This is a genomic window from Paenibacillus sp. LjRoot153 (assembly GCF_964253085.1).
Taxonomy (GTDB): domain Bacteria; phylum Bacillota; class Bacilli; order Paenibacillales; family NBRC-103111; genus Paenibacillus_E.
Window position 1 is genome coordinate 5356169 of the sequence record NZ_CAXUQH020000001.1, and the last position, 19374, is coordinate 5375542.

Annotated in this window: 11 protein-coding genes; all 11 read right to left on the bottom strand. The window is 44.4% G+C overall.

Annotated features, from left to right (window positions below; translation table 11 throughout):
- Positions 1-2 precede the first annotated feature (2 nt).
- The 11 genes from ACSQ8P_RS23360 to ACSQ8P_RS23410 all read right to left on the bottom strand — a co-directional run bounded on the left by ACSQ8P_RS23360 (position 3) and on the right by ACSQ8P_RS23410 (position 19365).
- Entirely contained in the window at positions 3-4160 is a 4158-nt protein-coding gene (locus ACSQ8P_RS23360) for a family 16 glycoside hydrolase (RefSeq protein WP_436237369.1), read from the bottom strand.
- A gap of 114 nt (positions 4161-4274) precedes the next feature.
- Positions 4275-4865 carry a TlpA family protein disulfide reductase gene (locus ACSQ8P_RS23365; protein WP_436237370.1) on the bottom strand — a complete coding sequence of 197 codons (591 nt, stop codon included), beginning with the start codon at positions 4863-4865 and terminating at the stop codon, positions 4275-4277.
- A gap of 189 nt (positions 4866-5054) precedes the next feature.
- Positions 5055-6953 carry a substrate-binding domain-containing protein gene (locus tag ACSQ8P_RS23370; RefSeq protein ID WP_436237371.1) on the bottom strand — a complete coding sequence of 633 codons (1899 nt, stop codon included), beginning with the start codon at positions 6951-6953 and terminating at the stop codon, positions 5055-5057.
- Positions 6954-6957: 4 nt separating this feature from the next.
- Positions 6958-8160: a response regulator transcription factor gene (locus ACSQ8P_RS23375; RefSeq protein WP_436237372.1), complete on the bottom strand. Its 1203-nt coding sequence runs from the start codon at positions 8158-8160 to the stop codon at positions 6958-6960.
- Between the two features lie 11 nt (positions 8161-8171).
- On the bottom strand, positions 8172-9959 hold the full coding sequence (locus ACSQ8P_RS23380) for a cache domain-containing sensor histidine kinase (protein ID WP_436237373.1): 1788 nt from the start codon (positions 9957-9959) through the stop codon (positions 8172-8174).
- Positions 9960-10010: 51 nt separating this feature from the next.
- On the bottom strand, positions 10011-11039 hold the full coding sequence (gene yjfF / locus ACSQ8P_RS23385; protein ID WP_436237374.1) for a galactofuranose ABC transporter, permease protein YjfF: 1029 nt from the start codon (positions 11037-11039) through the stop codon (positions 10011-10013).
- Positions 11023-12063 carry an ABC transporter permease gene (locus tag ACSQ8P_RS23390; protein WP_436237375.1) on the bottom strand — a complete coding sequence of 347 codons (1041 nt, stop codon included), beginning with the start codon at positions 12061-12063 and terminating at the stop codon, positions 11023-11025. Before ACSQ8P_RS23390 ends, yjfF begins: the two co-directional genes overlap by 17 nt.
- Positions 12050-13570 (bottom strand): sugar ABC transporter ATP-binding protein, encoded by a 1521-nt coding sequence (locus ACSQ8P_RS23395; protein WP_436237376.1) that lies wholly within the window; start codon positions 13568-13570, stop codon positions 12050-12052. The genes ACSQ8P_RS23390 and ACSQ8P_RS23395 overlap by 14 nt, the downstream gene beginning before the upstream one ends.
- A gap of 106 nt (positions 13571-13676) precedes the next feature.
- The gene (locus ACSQ8P_RS23400; RefSeq protein WP_436237377.1) at positions 13677-14708 is read right to left on the bottom strand and encodes an ABC transporter substrate-binding protein; all 1032 of its coding nucleotides are present in this window, start codon (positions 14706-14708) and stop codon (positions 13677-13679) included.
- A gap of 187 nt (positions 14709-14895) precedes the next feature.
- Complete coding sequence (locus tag ACSQ8P_RS23405; protein ID WP_436237378.1) at positions 14896-17697, bottom strand: family 43 glycosylhydrolase; 2802 nt, start codon at positions 17695-17697, stop codon at positions 14896-14898.
- Between the two features lie 615 nt (positions 17698-18312).
- On the bottom strand, positions 18313-19365 hold the full coding sequence (locus ACSQ8P_RS23410) for an S-layer homology domain-containing protein (RefSeq protein ID WP_436237379.1): 1053 nt from the start codon (positions 19363-19365) through the stop codon (positions 18313-18315).
- Positions 19366-19374: the final 9 nt, after the last annotated feature.

Sequence of the window (19374 nt, forward strand, 5' to 3'; positions counted from 1 at the left end):
CTTTACTGCGAAATCATTTGCGCCATGGCAGCAAGATCGACAAGATCAATTTGACCATCATGATTGAAATCTAGATTTTTCAGTTGCTCCCACGATGCACTATTGGACAATGCGCCATAGAACTCAGCTAATATATCTAAATCATCGTTGGAATATTTGCCATCGTTGTTGAGATCACCAAGTAAAGGTGTAGGACCGGTTGTATCGGTATTGTCTACTGGGTCCACGTGGTCTATAGCAACAGTCAGCTTCATCGTGTGACCGACGGCATCTAACGTTGTTTCTGTCCCATGTTGATCCGCAATGATAACGTTCGCTAAGGAAAAAACGGTGTAAGCTGTGTAAGGAATAGACTTGGCTTTCCATGTTAGCTTGAGTATAGTACCAGCCATGTCTACATTACCTACTTTTGCCATAAGGAAGCGCACTTGACCTGTCGACTCCGATTCGCCAATCAATGCAAACCCCTCTTTCAAAGCCTCTGCACCTATGTATTCCACTTGGCTAGGATCATAACTCACGGTCACATCCTGTGCATATACACTTTGTGTAACATTCGAAATTCCCATCTCTAAATCGAAGGTTTGATTGGCTTGAACTGCACCAGGTCCCGACAAGCTAGCGATAGCAGGCAAAGTAGGTTCAGGTGCTTTCACTTCCAACGGTCGAACAACCACATAGTCCAGCTCATAGAAGCCCTCGCTTTTCATAAACTTGATGGTGTTCGTTCCCTCTTGGAGGTCCACCGTAAGTGGAATTGCCATGAAGCGTCCCCAGTTTTGTGTGCCCTGAAGCTTGATGAACTGCTCTTCGCCGTTAACGAGAACTTTACCCGTAGCCGCCTGATAATCACTGCCATTGGCAAACCAAATATCCATGTTATATTTCCCAGCAGCAGGAACTTGAACCGAGTTGAAAAGGACATAGCTATCTGGATAGTCAATCTCTCCGACATAGCCGCCACCCGACGCCCGATTATTATTTGTATTGATTTTCGCATGTCCAATTTGGGCTTGCTCAGCTTCATATTTCATGGTCACGGCATCTTCTGCTTGTTCCGTCACCTCTGGGAAATAGGTAACCCTTAAATTCTCTGCGCCATAAGGAACCAATGTAATATTCTCAGTCGGCTCTGTCGATAAGATCGGCCCTACAGGAGGTTCAGTCGCTTCGACGTTGTTCGCAGATTTCCCCCATGTTGGAATTTTCTTCGCCTTCGCAATTAATTTAACCGGACTCGTTGCTTGGATGAAAGGATTCTCAGGCATATCACCTTTCACGACTTCGATAGAATCCTCCGGATGTGCACGATCAATTACTAATCCGTAGTTCCATGGACTGCTCGATACTACACGATACTGGCTGTAGCCAAGTGCTCCTGCATCAAAGCCTGGAATGGCTCCAATCGGATTAGATTGAACCTGCCAATTTTCTTGAATTTGCAGGGAGAACACAAGCGGGCCGCGTTCAATCCCAACCGAATTGTTCACCCAAGTTGTTGTTTTCAATTTCATTGGCACGGTCAATACCACACGATCACCTGTCGTCCAAGTTCTATCAATCGTCATATATTCGCCAGCCAGAACCCCTTGCTGAGCTTGACCATTGACCGTTACGGTTGGTTGATCCGCCCATGCTGGAATCCTTAACTTGAGCGGGAAGCTTACAGCTTCCGACGTTGTCACATCGAATCCGACTTGCTCCTCGAATGGATAATTTGTCGTTTCATCAATGATGACGTTCGCATTTTTGATTTTGGTTGAAACTCGGTTTGGTCCATACGCGATAATACCGAGACCACCATCAGGTGTGGCGCCCCACATATTTTTCACAAAATACGGCCAGCCCATATGCATATTAAATCGGCAGCAAGGAAAACCCGATGTTGGAGAAGGCATCGTCCCGTTCTCATAATTCTGTTTATAACCATGATCCGCTATGTTGCTCTCGACCTGATTCGGCAAGGAATAATACTGATGGTTCTTCAGCTCTTTATCCATAGCGCCAGGCAAGGAATTGAAGGCAATTTTCTCAAGCGCATCGCCAATATGCGGATCACCTAGAATCATCGCTGCTTCTTCGTTACTTTGCATCCGTTCTGTGATGGCACACAGTTCCACACCTTGCGTGGCTCCGATACCTGCCAACATCTCGGTACCGGATTGCATGCCCGTGATTTGTTCATGCTTAGCCAAATTGCTTACGCCCTTTTGGAAAGCATCACGATCTTGTTCATCATGCGATCTTTGATAGTAGATGGTTGGCATTTTAATCGCTTCATTTACATTGACGGCATGAGTCGGCTGGAAATCATTACCGAAGTTCTGGAATTCATCTTTTGCATAAATATCCGAAATCGGATAACCTTGATCAGCTAGTGTATCTGCTAATTGGAGCAGGAAGGCATCTTCCGTCCGGTTATATAACCAGAGCACCGTGTCAATATTATCGCCAACGCGTATTTTACCCCAATCTCTTAACGGTCGGTCAGGCAATTGAGCCACTTGATAATGAAAATATTTCGTCATGAACGGAAGCACACGCGCATCATTGGTCGCTTCATAATAGTCTTTCATGACATAAAGCGCGACCATGCGAGGCCACCAATCATCACTGCTCTCAGGTCCGAAAGAGCCATCCGCATGCTGACTGGCCAGAATCGCTTCGATCCATTTCTGTGATTTCGCAATGAGATCCTTATCTTTCAACGTATAGGCCAAGGGAACAAGCCCTTTCAAGTAGTAGACTGGACGCTCCCAATCGGAGTCCGGCGCTGTGCCGCCAAGCCAAGCCGCGTTGGTGCCAAGCTCACTATACAAATCCTCTGAATAGCCCGTAGCATTGTCACGCTGCAGCTCAAGTTGCTTGAGCAGCCAGCCTTTCGCCTCTATGGAACCTAGTGGAAGCGGAGTAAATGGCGTTTGCATTAACGGACTTTTATTCGCTACAGGCGCGACAAAGGATTGGTCAGGCACAACATATTCACTTGCGATGTAGTTATCGAACTGCGGTACGGAACGATAACTTCTCAAACCGATGCCACCCTTGGTGTACTTATCCGCGCTGTCATCGGTATAGTCAATAATTGGCTTTTGTGTATCATTGACATACACTTTGATTCGATTCTGATAGGTAACAACTTTCAAGTGGTAAGAGCGGTTCGCATCAATGCTCGGCAGCGCTTTCACTGTTTTCAGTGCTTGCCAATTGTTGTTCATTCGTCCTAGAATAACGGTACCATTATTGCTTAATCCCGCATAATAGCCACGGACGTTGTCCGCGCCAGGTGCAGCACTTTGCGTTTTGAAAAGCAAACCCGCATCGCCCGTTCCTGTTCCGCTAGGCTGCTTAATATCGGTTTCGAGGGTCATATCCTCAAATTCCGTATCTTTGACAAGCGCTTTATAGCCATCGCCGCTATTCACTGTAATCGTACCAGCTTGCAGCTTCCAGCTGCCATCAATTTGATTCCACTGACCAAGGCTTTGCTCTGCCTGCGTTTCGAAAGTATCTTCGAATAACGTGGTTCCCTCGGTAGATTTAACTACGAGATTATCGTAAGTCGGCAGGGAGTTGTACATCCTTACACCAATGTTACCCGATGTGTAGGTACTGTCGGACTGCGTAAGTACTAAGACATCGTTCACATAGACGTTGATTAGATCGCCTACAGCAGATACTTTCAGATGGTAACTCGTATTCGGATTAATCGTGACAGAAGCTCGTTTGAGCTCAGTCCAGCTATTATTCATTCGTCCAAGCGTCACGACACCTGTTCCCGTTGCGCTAATCCCTGCGTAATATCCCTTTACATTGTCTGCCCCTGGCGTCGCACTGATCGTTCTGAACAAGACACCCGCATCACCAGTTCTATCAGCCAAGCTGATATCGCTCTCTATGGTCACATCGCCAATTGACTGCACTTCACTCGATATGGCCTTAAATCCTTGCCCTTTAGTCACAGTCAGCTTTCCTGCATCAATCGTCCAAGGTCCTTCAATTACATCCCATTTGCCATCAATCATTACTTTATCGAAATGATCAGCAAAGTAGCCTGGCAGTGGATCCACCTCAGCCGCTTTGGCAGGAGGGTATGGCGAAATAACGGTCATATACAGGGCAATAACTAATAATTGGACGATAAACGTCTTTATTTTCATCTCCGTGACACCTCTTTTCCTTTATAAATTCATTTCAGAGCTTTCGTTATTACCGCTTCTTGCTACGCTTATCACTCCTCCTGCACGGGGTATCAGGTTCACCATATTTGTTATTTAACGCTTAGCTAAACGTTCAACTTTCTCTTCTAGCTCAAGCGGGTCAACCATATGAAAGGTATCCACAATGTATCCATTCGTATCTATTAGGAACACGGTCGGCAGCGCGTGGAGTTCATAGAGATCTGCTGCATGCTTATGCTCATCTAGAAGTACCGGATAGGAAATATGATTCGTCAGCACAAACTTTTGAATATTTTCCAATTTCTCTTCTGTCGCCACATTAATCCCTACAAAATCCACTTGATTCTTATATTGCTCATGAAGCTTCCTTAACGTTGGCACTTCTACGGAGCATGCTTCACACCAACTCGCCCAGAAATGAACGACGAGTGGTTTATCCCGCTTACCGCCAATCGTAGCATAGGAGCCGTCTAACGTTTTCAGTGTAAATGTTGGCGCTTTAACATCACCCAGTCCAGCTTTTCCGCGCGAACTCGCCAAATTCACGATGCTTTCCAGTTTATGGACATCAAGCCTCTCTCCCTCACTCACAATGGGATCCGTGCTCTTATGAGAGATCAGTAAGTACAAGGGCAGACAACTTAGTAGAATAATGCCGCAAAGCAATATGGTGTTTTTTTTCATATACATATACATGTCCAGCTCCCCTTCCGTTACTAACATTATAGTTATCTCGAAAATAGCCGTCTTTACACAATACAGATATAATGTACGTGATTCTGATAAAAGTTTGGACAGCTCCATAGAATGAAAAACAAGTCTAGTAAACGGGCTCAAAAGTGACCCATTACTAGACTTGTCAGCCTGTTTTCTTTAATACTTCCGTGTCGTAACATCCCGTTTGGCTGTTTCTTGCGCGAAGATCCCTTCAGCTGTGATAATATTGACCGGAATTTCTTTCCCTGCCGCAAGCTCCTTGGCCGCCTTAATAATTTGCGGTCCCAAGAGCGGATTGCATTCCACAGACATGTTCAGCTTGCCAGCAGTCATAGCCTGAAAAGCAAGCTTCGTGGCATCCACGGAAATCACGCCGATATCTTTGCCTGGCTTCATCCCCGCCTGTTCAATAGCCTTGATTGCGCCCAGCGCCATATCATCATTGTGAGCAAACACATACTGAGGCACATGACCTGCAGCAATGATCTTCGACATCAATCGCTGGCCACTTGCATACGTAAAATCGCCTACTTCCGATGCGATGATGTGAAAGTTGGCTTGCTGAGACAGCACCTCCTCAAAGCCTTGTCTTCGTTCAATCGCTGGGGCAGATCCCGATGTACCTTGCAGTTCTGCAATTGTCGTGACTCCGCTCACATTTTTCTTATTCTCGACAAGCCAACGTGCAGCGCGGCGTCCTTCTTCAACAAAGTCAGAACCTATGAACGTAGTCCATAAGGAATCATCCTCGACTTTCACCTTGCGATCCGTCAATATAATCGGAATGCCCGCAGCTTTGGCCTCGGCCAAAACCTCATCCCAGCCTGACTCAACAAACGGCGTAAATGCGATCACATCCACCTTCGTCTTAATAAAGCTGCGAATGATTGCTATTTGTCTTTCTTGATTTCCTTCAGCATTCTGGATGAGCAATTCGATGGCAGGATCTTTGCTTGCAGTGGTCATAATCGATTCCGTATTCGCTGCACGCCAACTGCTTTCGGAACCAACAACGGCGACGCCAAGCTTAATTTTTTTCGAGCTGGCCCCAGAACGATCTTTTGAGAGGCTTTCCAATTGGGCACTTGCCTCATTGCCGGGGTAAGCGTTATCATTTGTAATCACATGACTGCGTAAAATGATCTTCTTCGGTATGACCTTTTCTTGATTCAGAATATCGAAGGCATACTGAATCGACTCTTTCCCGCCAGTTGGACTTGTTACCGTACCGCTGAGTGTACCTCGCTTGACCAGATCGTAACCACCGTTCATCGTCTCGAGTCCATCGATTCCAATGATTTTCACATCATGTAATCCTAGCGATTCCACTGCACGATACGCACCAAGCGCCATGGCATCACTGTGAGCAAATACAAGCTTGATATCTGGCTCCGCAGTTAATGTTCGTTTTAATTCATCCTCCGCCTGATCACGCCGCCAATTGCCATCAATGACTTTAGTAATATGTAGCGCTGGGGTCCGATCCAGATAGGCACTAAAGCCGAGACTTGTTTCCTCCACGGAAGAGGAGCCTATCGCTCCTTTAATCTCTACAATCTTCGAGTATGTATTTCCTAATAAATCAGCAGCCAACTTGCCTGACTTCTTACCTATGGCTAAATTATCAGAGCCAATGAACATCGAATAATCATATCCCGTGACGCCTCGGCCAAGTACGATTACAGGCATATTCTTATAGGCCTCTTTGACGATAGGGGTTAGCTTCTCCGAATCATTTAATGAGATGATGAGAAGATCAATCCCATAGTGTAATAGTTTTTGCACATCATTGATTTGCTTTTCACTATTCTCAGCGGCATCCGTAAAAATAAGTCTGACATTCTTATGCTTCTCGGCCTCATTGCGAATTTCATTGTACATAGCAATCTGCCTGGATTCATTTAAGTTCGGCTGGCTAATCCCAATTAGGAAATCCTTGTCGGCCTTATCCGACTTTAAACTAACAACACCAAAAACGGCTAAAATGATGGCTGTAAGCGCCATCACTCCCATTAAGCCATATCCAAATAGACGCCTCTGTGAGTTCACATTCATATGTCTATTCCCCACGTTTTCTATATTCCAATGGCGATACACCCATCACTTTTTTAAAAGTATGACTGAAATAATGCTGTGATTGATAACCCACTCGCCTAGAAATCTCATACATTTTAGATGTAGGGTCATTCAAATACTGAATCGCTTTTTTGATTCGGATATCGGTTAGACAATCGATAAATGACTTGCCGAGATCCCTTTTTAACAATTTGCTTAAATATGTCGCATTCACATTCATCTGCTCGGCAACCTCAGACAAAGATAAATCTTCTCTGTAGTAATAGGTTTCTAAATATTTCTTCGTCATCATAACGATCGGTGTCAATGTATTTTCCTTGCTGAGGCTGTTCTTCAACTCATGATAAAGTGAAGGAACCTCCTCCAGCTGTTCGGTAACAACATGTGTGAGAAGCATGCTGACACCCAAATATTGCTGCACCGAGTGTTCAAACTCTTCATACTTCCCATGCAGACTTGTCAGGTCGGACACTTGCGAGATCGCAGCAATAAATCCATGTTCGACGCTGAGAACCGCAGATATTGGAGCCGCAGGAAGCATTTCAGTTAAAACATTTTTGATTGCAAACTCAAGCAGCTGCGGATCCCATGTCTTCGCAGGCGCATTGATCGTCATTTTGCCCAGAGACTTTACCAGAAGTAGACTGATGGGTCCTTGGAAATGCAGCTGATAGAACGCATGATCCTCTTCAAACTGATCCTGGGTCAGTCTTTCTGTAATCCAACTACGCAAAAAATCTTCACGCATCGTCACGGCTTTGTCTTCAAATTTATGGTTCATCCACTGTGTGTATCTTTGCTGAATGCGATCCTTGTTTAATACCTCTGCTGCTTTGCTTACAACGGCTTGAAGTTCTGATTTCTGAACAGGCTTCAGCAAATAATCGAAGACATTCAGTCGAACCGCCTGCTGGGCATAAGAAAATTCATCATGCCCCGATATCACAATGACTAGGCAACCGGGAACCTCATTTTGCAATAGTTCAATAAGCTCCAGTCCACCCAGAATAGGCATATTAATATCGACAAACATGAGATCAGGGCGTATGGTAGCCGCTATTTCAAGAGCCTGTCGGCCATTCTCAGCTTCAGCCACGACCTCAATACCCATATCTCCCCATGGCAGCGCTTTACATAGACCATTGCGAATGCGAGGCTCATCGTCTGCAATCATCAGTTTCAACATCCGTTGTCACCTCATCCTGTTTTTTTAACAACTTGTATCAAAGGATGCCTCACTTCAATGGTTGTCCCTTTGCCAAGTTCACTAAAAATTTGAAGGCCATAGGTCATACCGTAGGTGAGCTGTATCCGCTCATTCACGTTGAACAAACCGATTCCATACTGATCTGAACGCTGCTTCTCACCGCGTAAAATCTGATTAAGCTCTTCCAATTTCTCTGACGGAATACCTGCCCCATCATCCTGGATACGGAAATAGATTATATCCAAATGCCTCTCCGCACTAATGCTGATCGTACCTTTCCCTGTTCGGGCTTTAATACCGTGATAGATAGCATTTTCAATTAATGGCTGCAGAATGAGTTTCAGAACAAAGTATCGGTACAACTCTTCCGAAATATCAAATTGAATATCCAGCTTATCCATATAACGTGACATCTGAATAATCATATAACTTTCGGCGTGCTTCACTTCATCTCGAATCGGAATCCACTCATAGCCTTTATTCAAGCCAATCCGGAATAAATTCGTTAGCGCCCCAATAATTTCAATAATATCGTCAGCTTCGTATTCTTGCGCCATCCATTGAATCGTATCCAGCGTATTGTAGAGAAAATGCGGTTTAATTTGCGCTTGCAGCACCTGCAGCTCTGCTTCCCGCTTTTTCTTCTGTTCCACATAAACAAGATTGATTAAATTGTTAATTTCCTCCAGCATATGATTGAAGCTGTTTCCTAATTGGCCAATCTCGTCTTTACTTTTTGGAACGAAACGCTGATTTAATTCCCCATTCTTGACATTGGTCATTAAACTCATCAACTTGCGTATAGGTCGAATGAGAGTCCCTGTAAAATACGTGGATAGGAAGACAGCCAGTACCATTGTAATAATGGTTACAATCAGGGTATACAGTTGAATATCCTTTACAACCTTCTCATAATCATCATTCGGAATGACACCGATAAACTTCCAATTATTCGTAGTAGAGTCGTTATACAGAATACGATATTGCTGATCTTTAATTGTCTGAGTAAAGCTTCCTTGCTCGCCATTATGCAGCATATCGCTTTGAATTCGATATACAATATTGTTCGTTGGCGCATACAAAATTTGGTCTTTGTAATCTAGGATGTACATAAATCCAGACTTACCTAGTTTGAGATTCTCAAATATCGATTTCAGCATATCCATGCGTAGATCCATTAGAACGACACCAAGGATTTCATGACTTTGCGGATCCTGCACAGCGTGTACTAACGATAATACGTCATAGGAACTGTAGTTCTGTGAGGTGGCAACGTTACGCCCAATGGGATTACTAATAATCAACGTTTCGCCTGGGTCTTTAATCGCGTCTTGATACCAATCTTCTTCGGTTAGCGAGTCTCGTGTGATCCGATTCATTTCATAGGAAACATAGGACCCGTTCTGATTAACGAGCATGATTCCGGTTACTTCCTTATTTCTCATTGCATACATCGTCATCATTTTCGTAATCTGTGAATTGTCTCCAGTTGATGGTCCTGAAACCGTAGCCATTCTCAAAAACTGACTGGAAGATGCATCCTCACTAATATAGGAGAGCACATCTTCTAGGTGACGGATATAGAGATCGACATTACTTTCAACCTGATGAATCATTTGCAGCGTATTCGCATCTGCTTGATTTTCAGAGTAAGTGCTGTAGGCCCTGCTCCCCCATAGACTTAACGCAAGAATCGAAATGAGAATGATGATTAGAAAGATACTATTCAGCTTAAATCGGATGCTGCGATCCTGCCAGTAACGAATGAGTACACTCACCCCGATCCTCCTCTGTCGTATCTTCCTCTCTTTCCAGTTCTTCTTATACTATCATATCTCAACCGCATTTTGGATTCGCTTTTCCAACTTTTTGCTCGTTGCAGGATTGCGGTTCCTTTCCCTTCTAGCAACAATGACACGCTGTAAAGCGATAAAAGCAAACAGAAGGAAACCGATCACGATTTTCGTCCACCACGAACTTAGCGAGCCTTGGAACATAATGATCGTTTGAATAACCCCTGCGCTTAAAACCCCAAGCATAGGGCCAACTAAATAACCGAATCCTCCGGTTAGCAAAATGCCGCCAATAACGCAAGCCGCAATCGCATCCATCTCTCCGCCCATCAAATGCAAGCCATACCCAGAAAGCATATAGAAGGTAAACACGATACCGCTTATTGCGGAGCAAAAACCACTGATCGTATACACAGCCATTTTCGTTGCATACACGGGCAGACCCATTAATTCAGCGGACCGTTCATTGCCGCCAATCGCATAGACATTGCGGCCAAACGCAGTGAATTTGGACACGTAGATAGCTGCTGCTACCGTAACTAAGGCGATAACAACTCCAACCGAGATGGAGCCGCTGCCTGGCATTGGAATTCGGAAGTTCGAAATTGCGCTATAGATCGGATTGTCGATGACAATACTTTCAGGACTTATCAAAAAGCACGTACCGCGCGCCAAAAACATGCCGCCTAACGTAACGATCCAAGGATGGATGTTAAAACGGCAGATCAGATACCCTTGAACGTAACCAAATCCTGTTCCAAGCACCAGCACGGTTGGCATCACGACAAAAGGATGAATACCTGCTCGCAGCATCACGGCAGAAATAACACTGATTAAAGCAATTAAGGAGGCAACCGATAAATCAATTCCACCTGTAATAATGACGAATGCCATGCCCGTAGCTACAATGATAAGAAAGGCATTATCTACAAATAAATTCAGAAAGACTTGCATAGAAAAAAAGCTATCAAACATCGCTGAACCCGCAGCGTACAGCGAGAGGAATAAGACAATCGTCGCTAGAATGGTGATGTTAGCCGATGTAATTCTAAATCGTAGTTTCATTAACAAGCACCTTCTTTTCACTTTTTCTATGGAATAGACTGTTCAATTTCAAAGTTAACACTTCGGATTGAACCAAGCTTACTAGAATAATAACGACAGCCTTTACGACCATAACGGATTCCGAGGGAACACCTAGTGTATAGATGGTGGTGGTCATTGTTTGAATAAAGAGTGCCCCTAAGACCGTGCCTCCTAAGTAAAAACGTCCTCCACGCATCGAGGTTCCCCCAATGACTACAGCCAGAATAGCGTCTAGCTCGAACCACAGACCTGCATTGTTGGAATCGGCTCCCGTAATATTAGAGGAAACGATTATGCCAGCAAGCCCCGCGCAAAATCCACAAATAATATAAACCGTCAACATGATTCGGCTAGCATGAATCCCCGTAAACTCACTGGATACACGATTGGAGCCAACCGATTCCAAAAACAGACCAAATGCAGTCTTCCGTGTGACAAAATAGAGAGCTAGGAAAATAAAAGCTGCAATGACGACTGAGAAAGGTATGCCTAGCAAATAGCCGCCGCCAACAAACCGATAGGCTTTGTTGGAAATCGTAATAATTTGACCTCCAGAGATGAGCTGCGCAATACCACGACCTACTGTCAAAAGTATCAGTGTCGCAATCATTGGTTGTATCTTCAACTTTGCGACCAGTATGCCGTTCCAGAAACCGCAAAGGGCACCAATCGCTAAGCCTGCTCCTAGGGCGAAAACAAACGGAACGTGCTTTTGCATGAGAAAAGCAGCCAAAGAAGCAGAAATGGCCAGCACGGAGCCTACGGAAATGTCGATTCCTTCCATGGCAATGACAAGCGTCATCCCCAGCGCAATAATTAATATCGGTGTTCCACGATTCAGAATATCAATGAGACTCCCAAATAAGTGACCATCTTGCATGCGAATATTGAAAAACCCCGGTGTAAAAAAAGCATTGAAGATCAAGATTAAAATAATGCCGACAGAGGGCCATAATAACTTCTTTTGTGCCAAATTCTCATATAGGGTGTTAAATGGCTTCATCTCTGCTTCCTCCTTCTGCGATCATATGCATAATACGTTGCTCCGTAATCTCTTCACCCGTCAACTCGCCTATAATGTCGCGATCCCGCAGTACCATGACACGATCACAGCACCCAATAATCTCTTCCCATTCCGATGTGATCATCAGTATCGTCATGCCTTCCGTTGCCAGCGACAAAATTAGTTTACGAATTTCCGCTTTGGAGCCGATATCGATGCCCCGTGTCGGTTCATCCAAGATAAGCAGCTTCGGATTCGTAGCTAACCAACGAGCTAGAATGGCTTTCTGTTGATTCCCCCCACTCAGTTGATCAATGCGTTGTTCCATACTGGACGCTTTAATATGCAGCAGATCCGTATAGTGGTTGGCAATCTCCTGCTGTTTACGCAGTGATAACGGCTTGAACAATCCGCGTTTGGCTTGCAAGGCGAGAACAATATTTTCACGGACCGTCAACTCACCGACAATCCCTTCAACCTTACGTTCCTCTGGGCAAAAGGCGAACCCATGTTCAATCGCTTTCATGGGAAACATCGCTCTAATCTGTTCATTGCCAATGGATAAAGCTCCCTCATCCGCCTTATCGATACCAAAAATCAGCTTAGCCATTTCTGTCCGCCCTGAACCAAGCAGCCCCGCGAGCCCCAGAATTTCACCTTTACGCAACGTTAAATCGAAAGGATTGATAGAACCCTTTCGGCCCAATTGACTCGCCGAAACCCATACTTCGCTTTTCTTCATGCCGACTACTTTGCTCTTGTTCTCTTCCTCTTTCCACTCTCGGCCAATCATTTTGGAAATCAACTGCATTCTAGGAAGTTCTTCTGTTGGATACTCCCCAACAAGTTCACCATTTCGAAGAACGGTAATCCGATCAGATACCTCATAAACTTGATCCATGAAATGGGTGACGAAGACGATCGCCATGCCTTCATCTTTCAGTTTTCGCATAATTCGGAATAACTCTTTGACCTCCTGTTGATCGAGACTCGATGTCGGTTCATCTAGAATAAGCAATCCAGATGAAATATCGACCGCACGTGCAATCGCGATCATTTGTTGAAGCGCGATGGAGAATTCCGCTAATGGCTTTGTTACATCGATTTGAATGCTAAGTCGTTCCAGCAGTTCCTCCGATTTGCGATTCATAACTCCCCAATCGATCATCCCTCCTTGCTTGAGTGGCTGCCGACCGATAAATAAGTTCTCAGCAACCGAGATATTGGGACATAGGTTCACTTCCTGATAAACCGTGCTAATCCCCAATGCTTGCGCATCTTTCGGTGACTTAATGCGTACGTTCTGTCCGTTAAGGATGACCGTGCCTTTATCCATCTCATAGACACCTGTCAAAACTTTAATCAAGGTGGATTTTCCTGCGCCATTTTGTCCCATCAATGCATGAATTTCTCCTCTTCGAAGCTGAAAATCCACATTCGTTAAAGCTTTGACACCAGGAAAAAATTTACTGACTCCGCTCATCACTAATAAGGGATGTTCTTGCATATGGCACTCGCTCCTCTATCGATTTATGAAACGAAATCAAGAGCATAGAACCCGCTCTTGATTTCGTTTTCTCTCTATGACTCCTGTATCTTATCAAATGATTAAATTAGTATTTACGATTTGGAAGCGCATCGATTGCTTTTTGGCCTGAGAATACGTCTTCATTGGATTTAATCCATTTCGGTACAGTTTTGCCTGCTTTCAAGTCTTTCGCCGCTTGATACAGTTGTGGTCCTAACAATGGATTACATTCAACAACTGTATTCAATTTGCCCGCTTTAATTGCTTCGAATGCTTCTTTAATCCCGTCGATGGATACGATTTTCACATCTGTACCTGGCTTTTTGCCCGCTTCTTCGATCGCTTGAATCGCGCCTAGCGCCATGTCATCGTTATGTGCGTATACGCCTTGAATGTCATTGCCTTCTGGCGATTTAAGAATTGCTTCCATCACTTGTTTACCTGTTGCACGGTTGAAATCACCGCTTTGGGATTTTACGATTTTAATGTTTGGATGTTTTTTCATTTCATCGTCAAAGCCTTTTTTACGATCATTCGCTGCGCTCGCGCCAACTGTTCCTTCAAGCTCAACCACGTTCCCTTTGTCACCCATGTGCTCAGCCAACGCTTTAGCTGCATTCTGACCTTCCGTGATGAAATCAGAACCAATGAAGCTTGTGTACAAATCTTCGTTTTTCTTATCGATACCACGGTCAACTAGAATAACTGGAATTTTAGCGTCTTTTGCTTCTTTTAGAACAGCTTCCCAACCTGTTTCAACAACAGGAGCCATAGCAATGACATCAACTTTTTGAGCGATGAATGAACGAATTGCTTTGATTTGGTTCTCTTGTTTCTGTTGTGCATCGGAGAACTTCAAGTCAATCGTCGGATCAGCCTTAGCTGTATCTTGAATGGATTGTGTTTCCGCACCGCGCCAGCCGCTTTCCGCACCAATTTGTGAGAAACCGATGACTAGCTTGCTGTCAGCTGCTTTTGCAGGCGCTTCCGTAGTTTTCGCAGTATCTGGCGCTTTCGTCGCTGAAGTTGTTTCTGTTTTTGTTCCGCATCCTGAAACCAATGTAGCTAAAACCGTTGCTGCCACTAGGGCCCCCATGAATCTCTTTTTTTGCACCATTTGTGTTTCCTCCTCTAATTAAATGCTTACAATGTAATTGTAGCTTTATGCGGTGTAAGCGTCTTTACACGCAAAAGTCATTTTTTGCATTATTCCGTCATACCCACTGAAAAGGGAGACATAAATGCCAAGAGAGGCAGATCCCATGGATCTACCTCTCTCTTTAACACGCTAAACCTATTCCATGTTATTGGATAATAGCTCTTGCTAATGCCGCCAGATCGACAATATCGATGACACCATCATGGTTCAAATCTAACTTCTGTACCCCAGCCCAATCCGGACTGGATGAGGAAATGCCATAGCTGAAGGCTAGAATACCAAGATCGCCAATACTCACTTTGCCATCTGCGTTTACATCCGGCGAGCTTGGAGTTCCCCCACCTGTCACTTGCAAGTTGAACGCGACAGGTGCCAATACCGTCTCCACGCCCTTTGAATTGGCAATTTTCGCTGGAGAAATGGTTATGCTCGCATTATCCGTCACTTGAAGCGCTTTCCAATGCAGCGTTAGCAAATCACCATCTGTGGTTACGGTATTCCCTGCGCCAAGACTTGCCAGCAGGATATGCGCTTGCCCTGGGGCGACCTTTTTAAAGCCAAGAACAACGAGACCTTCCTTCTTGGATACGGCCGATTCAAGATCAAGTTTATTCGCATCATAGTTAATGAACAGATCCTGAGCGTAGACCGCATCTTCTGCTTTATTCGAAACATGAGTCAAACCATAATTCATTTCAAATTGTTGACCAGCTTGAATGACCGTAGTACCAGACAAGGTCCCCGCTACTTGATTCGTATCGATGACATTCGGTATATCTGCCCTATACATCGTGAGATAGTCCAAATTCACATTACCAATTGAACGATTATCAATGCGATAACTGATGACGTTTTCACCTGCTTGCAGATGCAATCGCTGCGAATCGGTAAACCATTCGTCCCAACTAATGGCTGTTTTATCAGGGGAAATTGATTTTGCAAATATGCCATTGACGTAGACGTTGATTTTGGCTCTACCTGGTAATTGCGTTGTCGGGTTATTCGTGGATTCCCCATTCACTTGTACCCCATAGGCATAACGTGTACCAACGATATAATCGCCAGCTTCCTGGGCCTGCACGACGAAGCTAGCTTCAGCTCCGGTTGTCGGCAAATGAATATAACCTGTTCCTTGATAATTGGTATGCGCATTGTCCGAGGTAATATCACCGTAAAGAACCGCATTTTCGGCTTGATACATATCCCCTTGACCGGGGTCGCCTGAAGGCAGGCTTTGCCATTCATTGGGTGAAACCGGCTGACCAAAGTTAGGTGTTCCATCTGGATTCCAATCGAATTTCTTAATATTAACTTCACGCCACCAGTTGCGTCCTGTATCTTTATACACGCGTGAATGATAAATCATCCAATCTTCCGTACCGTCAGCGGACTTCACAAATCCTGCTCTAGCAGGGCCCGATACTTCATTTGTTGCTACGAAAACATCATTCGTGCGAGACCAAGAACTCGGATTCAATATATTCCCATCGGTATTCATAAAATAGGACAACCGATAGCCATTGGACGCGTAATCACCTTCTGACATGGTGATAAATACTTTGCCGTCTTTTTGTAACACGCGAGGACCTTCCCCGCCTCCTCCTGGTAAGAAAGAGCGATCTACTGAAATCGTATACGGATTATCCATCGGAGCGATAGCGGGTCCAATCGGTTCACCCGCGCCTAACGTCCCCCACACGGCATACAATTGACCTTGATGCTCAAAAACCGTAAAGTCATTCGCTTGCTTATAGACACCATTTTCACCTGCATAAATAGCCCCTTTATCTACGAATGGGCCTTGCGGATCCGAAGTGGTAGATTCCAATACTGTTGCCATATGTTGATAGCCGTAATCCTGCCGATCCGCACAATAATAGATGTACCATTTACCATTAAAGAAGAAGATTTCAGGTGCAAAAATACGCGTTTGTGTCCCCAGTGAATCAAATACAAGCACCTTTTCACCTTGATCGGTCAGTGTGCGCGATTTGGACACATACACTTTATTATTGGAATCCAAGTTGCTCGAAGATACGAAATAATAATAACCGTCATGATACGTGACGAAAGGGTCCTGCCCTTGATAAAGCGGGTTGTTAAACTTGTTAAACACCGCCTTGCTTGTGACGCCCATTTCTTTCATAAAAGCGGATCTGGCAACGGATACGTTTTGGATCGTTTGCGAGAGCAGCGCCACCTTTTCATCATCCGTCATAGCTTGGGCATCAATAGTGTTAAGCGTTGTTTCGGCAGTAACCTTCGTTGCTTCAAGGTCGTTTAAAGCACCTGGGGTTACATCACCTGCAAAGTTGTCCGTTAAATAATCAATCTTTTGTATTTCTGCCGTCAATTCCTCTTTTTTCGAGGGAAGGATATGATCGGATGGCAGATACAGCGCTGATTCTGGCACGACTTCTCGTTGTTGGCTAGCACTTTCCCATTCCATGCGCAGCCAGGAACCGCCCCAACCTTGTAGATATTCAACCTTGATATCATAATGCTTGCCTGCTTCTAACGAAATGGCAACACTGTCTTGCGGGATTTCCCACGTTTGTTGCCAGAAGTCAATAATTTTCTCGCCGTTAATCCATAATCGGAAACCATCATCACCAACCATATGGAAGGTGTAGTCCTCTGAATATTTAGGAACAATGGTGCCTGTAAACCGTGCTGTATTATAATCGGGTGTTCCCGACAATTGGTTGAAAATACTTGTAAACGAATCCCCATTTAGATTAGCAACAGCTCTTTCTCCTCTAAAGTTATCGAAGTTAAACACCGTAATATCTTGACGATCATTCGGATTTTTCTCACATTTATAGAAATCTCCCATCAATCCATGACCATCCGAAGTTGGATCTGCGGCACGAACGTTCAAAGGTAAGTTTACTGTGCCTGTGACAAGGATGCAGGCCATGAGTATGCCGATGACTGCTTTTTTCATTTGTTGCTCCTCCTACGTTCTCGAATTCAATTCTACCGTTACATGCTAATAAGACAATCGATTGGATTCCTAATTTTCCTATCTATTCCTCCTTCTACCTTACTAAAAGCTTGCTTTAAACTTAGCATATTTCTCCAAATTTAGATTTGTAATATCCCGATCTTTTGTTCGATTTTCTTCCTTTACTTTTGGCGTGCGGATGTTGGTGGTGACTCGGGATCGGTGCACGGAATGATATTTAAATGTTTATGTAGTTATTTTTGCTGATTCTCTCCATTTGGGAGCAATAGATGGATTTCCTCCAGTTAATTTCCGCTAAAATCTACCAAACCTCCAATCTTCCTCAAATTAGCTGTACTTTTTCCATCTATTCACTAAATCTCAGGTAAATCGGTAAAATTAGCTGTATATTTTATTTATTTGAAAAGCCTGCTACTCTACTGACCACACTACTTCTACTTCTACTTCTACTTCTACTTCTCTCTCTCCACTCACCCTAACCCTACTCGCAACCAACACGTCTCACCTCATCACGCCCTGTTAAGTAAGGGTTAAGCCTCGCTTCCCCCGAAAAAAAGGCCTCCAGGTTGCGTCCCCCTGAAAGCCTTCTCTGTATTATTTCTTTTGCAATAAGTCTGGCGTCTTCAAAATGTTATAAATCAGCATCGCTGCTTGCGCACGATTTGTAGAATCTTTCGGATGAATTCCTTCCCCGTAACCATGAACGAGCCCCAATTTTACCAGTGTGGATACACTGTCTAACGCATAATCTGAGATATCTGAGACATCGTTGAATGGTTGCAAGGCTGCTGCATCTTGATGACTCGCAAGTTTCGTAACTTTAGCCAGCGCCCGTTCGGTAAGTACCATCATGTCTTCTCTGGTAACAGAAGCTTGTGGATGGAAGAAATTGTTCTCATCCCCTTCGACGATCCCCAAATCCCTTGCCGTGTTGATGGCCTCCTCGTAGTATTTCCCCTGTTCTACATCCATAAAGTATGCTTCCGCAGCTCCCTTCAGATTTAACGCTCTCATCAAAAGCACAACATAGTCTGCACGTGAAACAGGGAGATCTGGACTAAATATACGATCGCCAGTACCGTTTACAATGCCTTTTCCCGCTAAGAAGGTTATCGCTTCTTCCGCCCAGCTGAATTCACCTAAATCATCAAACGGTAGCGAGCCGTCAATTCGGAATTCTGCCTTTTCATCTACCTGCTGATTGGTACTCGCAAGGTGCGAATCGACTGATTTCACTTTATTAAGAATCATTTCAGCTTTCCCTTGACCAATCGCCTCGAACACCAATGTATACAACGTTTGATCGCCACTGTCCCCATCCACTTTCCCAACCCGCGTATGTGCCAGTTGTATGTGGTTATCCTTCACTATATAAGGTACAGAGAATCCGGGAATTTGCGTCGTAGCAGTTTTCAAAGTAAGAAGTGATGGGTCAAAGTCCACATTCAATTCATATGCATAAAGATCCTTTAACTCATGTCCCTTGATGACCACTTCTACCTTCTCACCTTTGGAAGGACTTGGGTTTGAAATTGTAAGCGTGTAAGACGGCGTTGCCGTTTCGGTTGCCGCGAATGCACTAGGTAGTACAGCACTTGTCGTGGTAATTAACATTAGACAACCTACAAACCATTTATGAAATGTCATGTCGATATG

What these genes read in the sequence shown, in the direction of transcription:
- ACSQ8P_RS23360 (WP_436237369.1), bottom strand. Translation starts at nt 4,160, where the DNA reads ATGAAAATAAAGACGTTTATCGTCCAATTATTAGTTATTGCCCTGTAT.
- ACSQ8P_RS23365 (WP_436237370.1), bottom strand. Translation starts at nt 4,865, where the DNA reads ATGAAAAAAAACACCATATTGCTTTGCGGCATTATTCTACTAAGTTGT.
- ACSQ8P_RS23370 (WP_436237371.1), bottom strand. Translation starts at nt 6,953, where the DNA reads ATGAATGTGAACTCACAGAGGCGTCTATTTGGATATGGCTTAATGGGA.
- ACSQ8P_RS23375 (WP_436237372.1), bottom strand. Translation starts at nt 8,160, where the DNA reads ATGTTGAAACTGATGATTGCAGACGATGAGCCTCGCATTCGCAATGGT.
- yjfF (WP_436237374.1), bottom strand. Translation starts at nt 11,039, where the DNA reads ATGAAACTACGATTTAGAATTACATCGGCTAACATCACCATTCTAGCG.
- ACSQ8P_RS23390 (WP_436237375.1), bottom strand. Translation starts at nt 12,063, where the DNA reads ATGAAGCCATTTAACACCCTATATGAGAATTTGGCACAAAAGAAGTTA.
- ACSQ8P_RS23395 (WP_436237376.1), bottom strand. Translation starts at nt 13,570, where the DNA reads ATGCAAGAACATCCCTTATTAGTGATGAGCGGAGTCAGTAAATTTTTT.
- ACSQ8P_RS23400 (WP_436237377.1), bottom strand. Translation starts at nt 14,708, where the DNA reads ATGGTGCAAAAAAAGAGATTCATGGGGGCCCTAGTGGCAGCAACGGTT.
- ACSQ8P_RS23405 (WP_436237378.1), bottom strand. Translation starts at nt 17,697, where the DNA reads ATGAAAAAAGCAGTCATCGGCATACTCATGGCCTGCATCCTTGTCACA.
- ACSQ8P_RS23410 (WP_436237379.1), bottom strand. Translation starts at nt 19,365, where the DNA reads ATGACATTTCATAAATGGTTTGTAGGTTGTCTAATGTTAATTACCACG.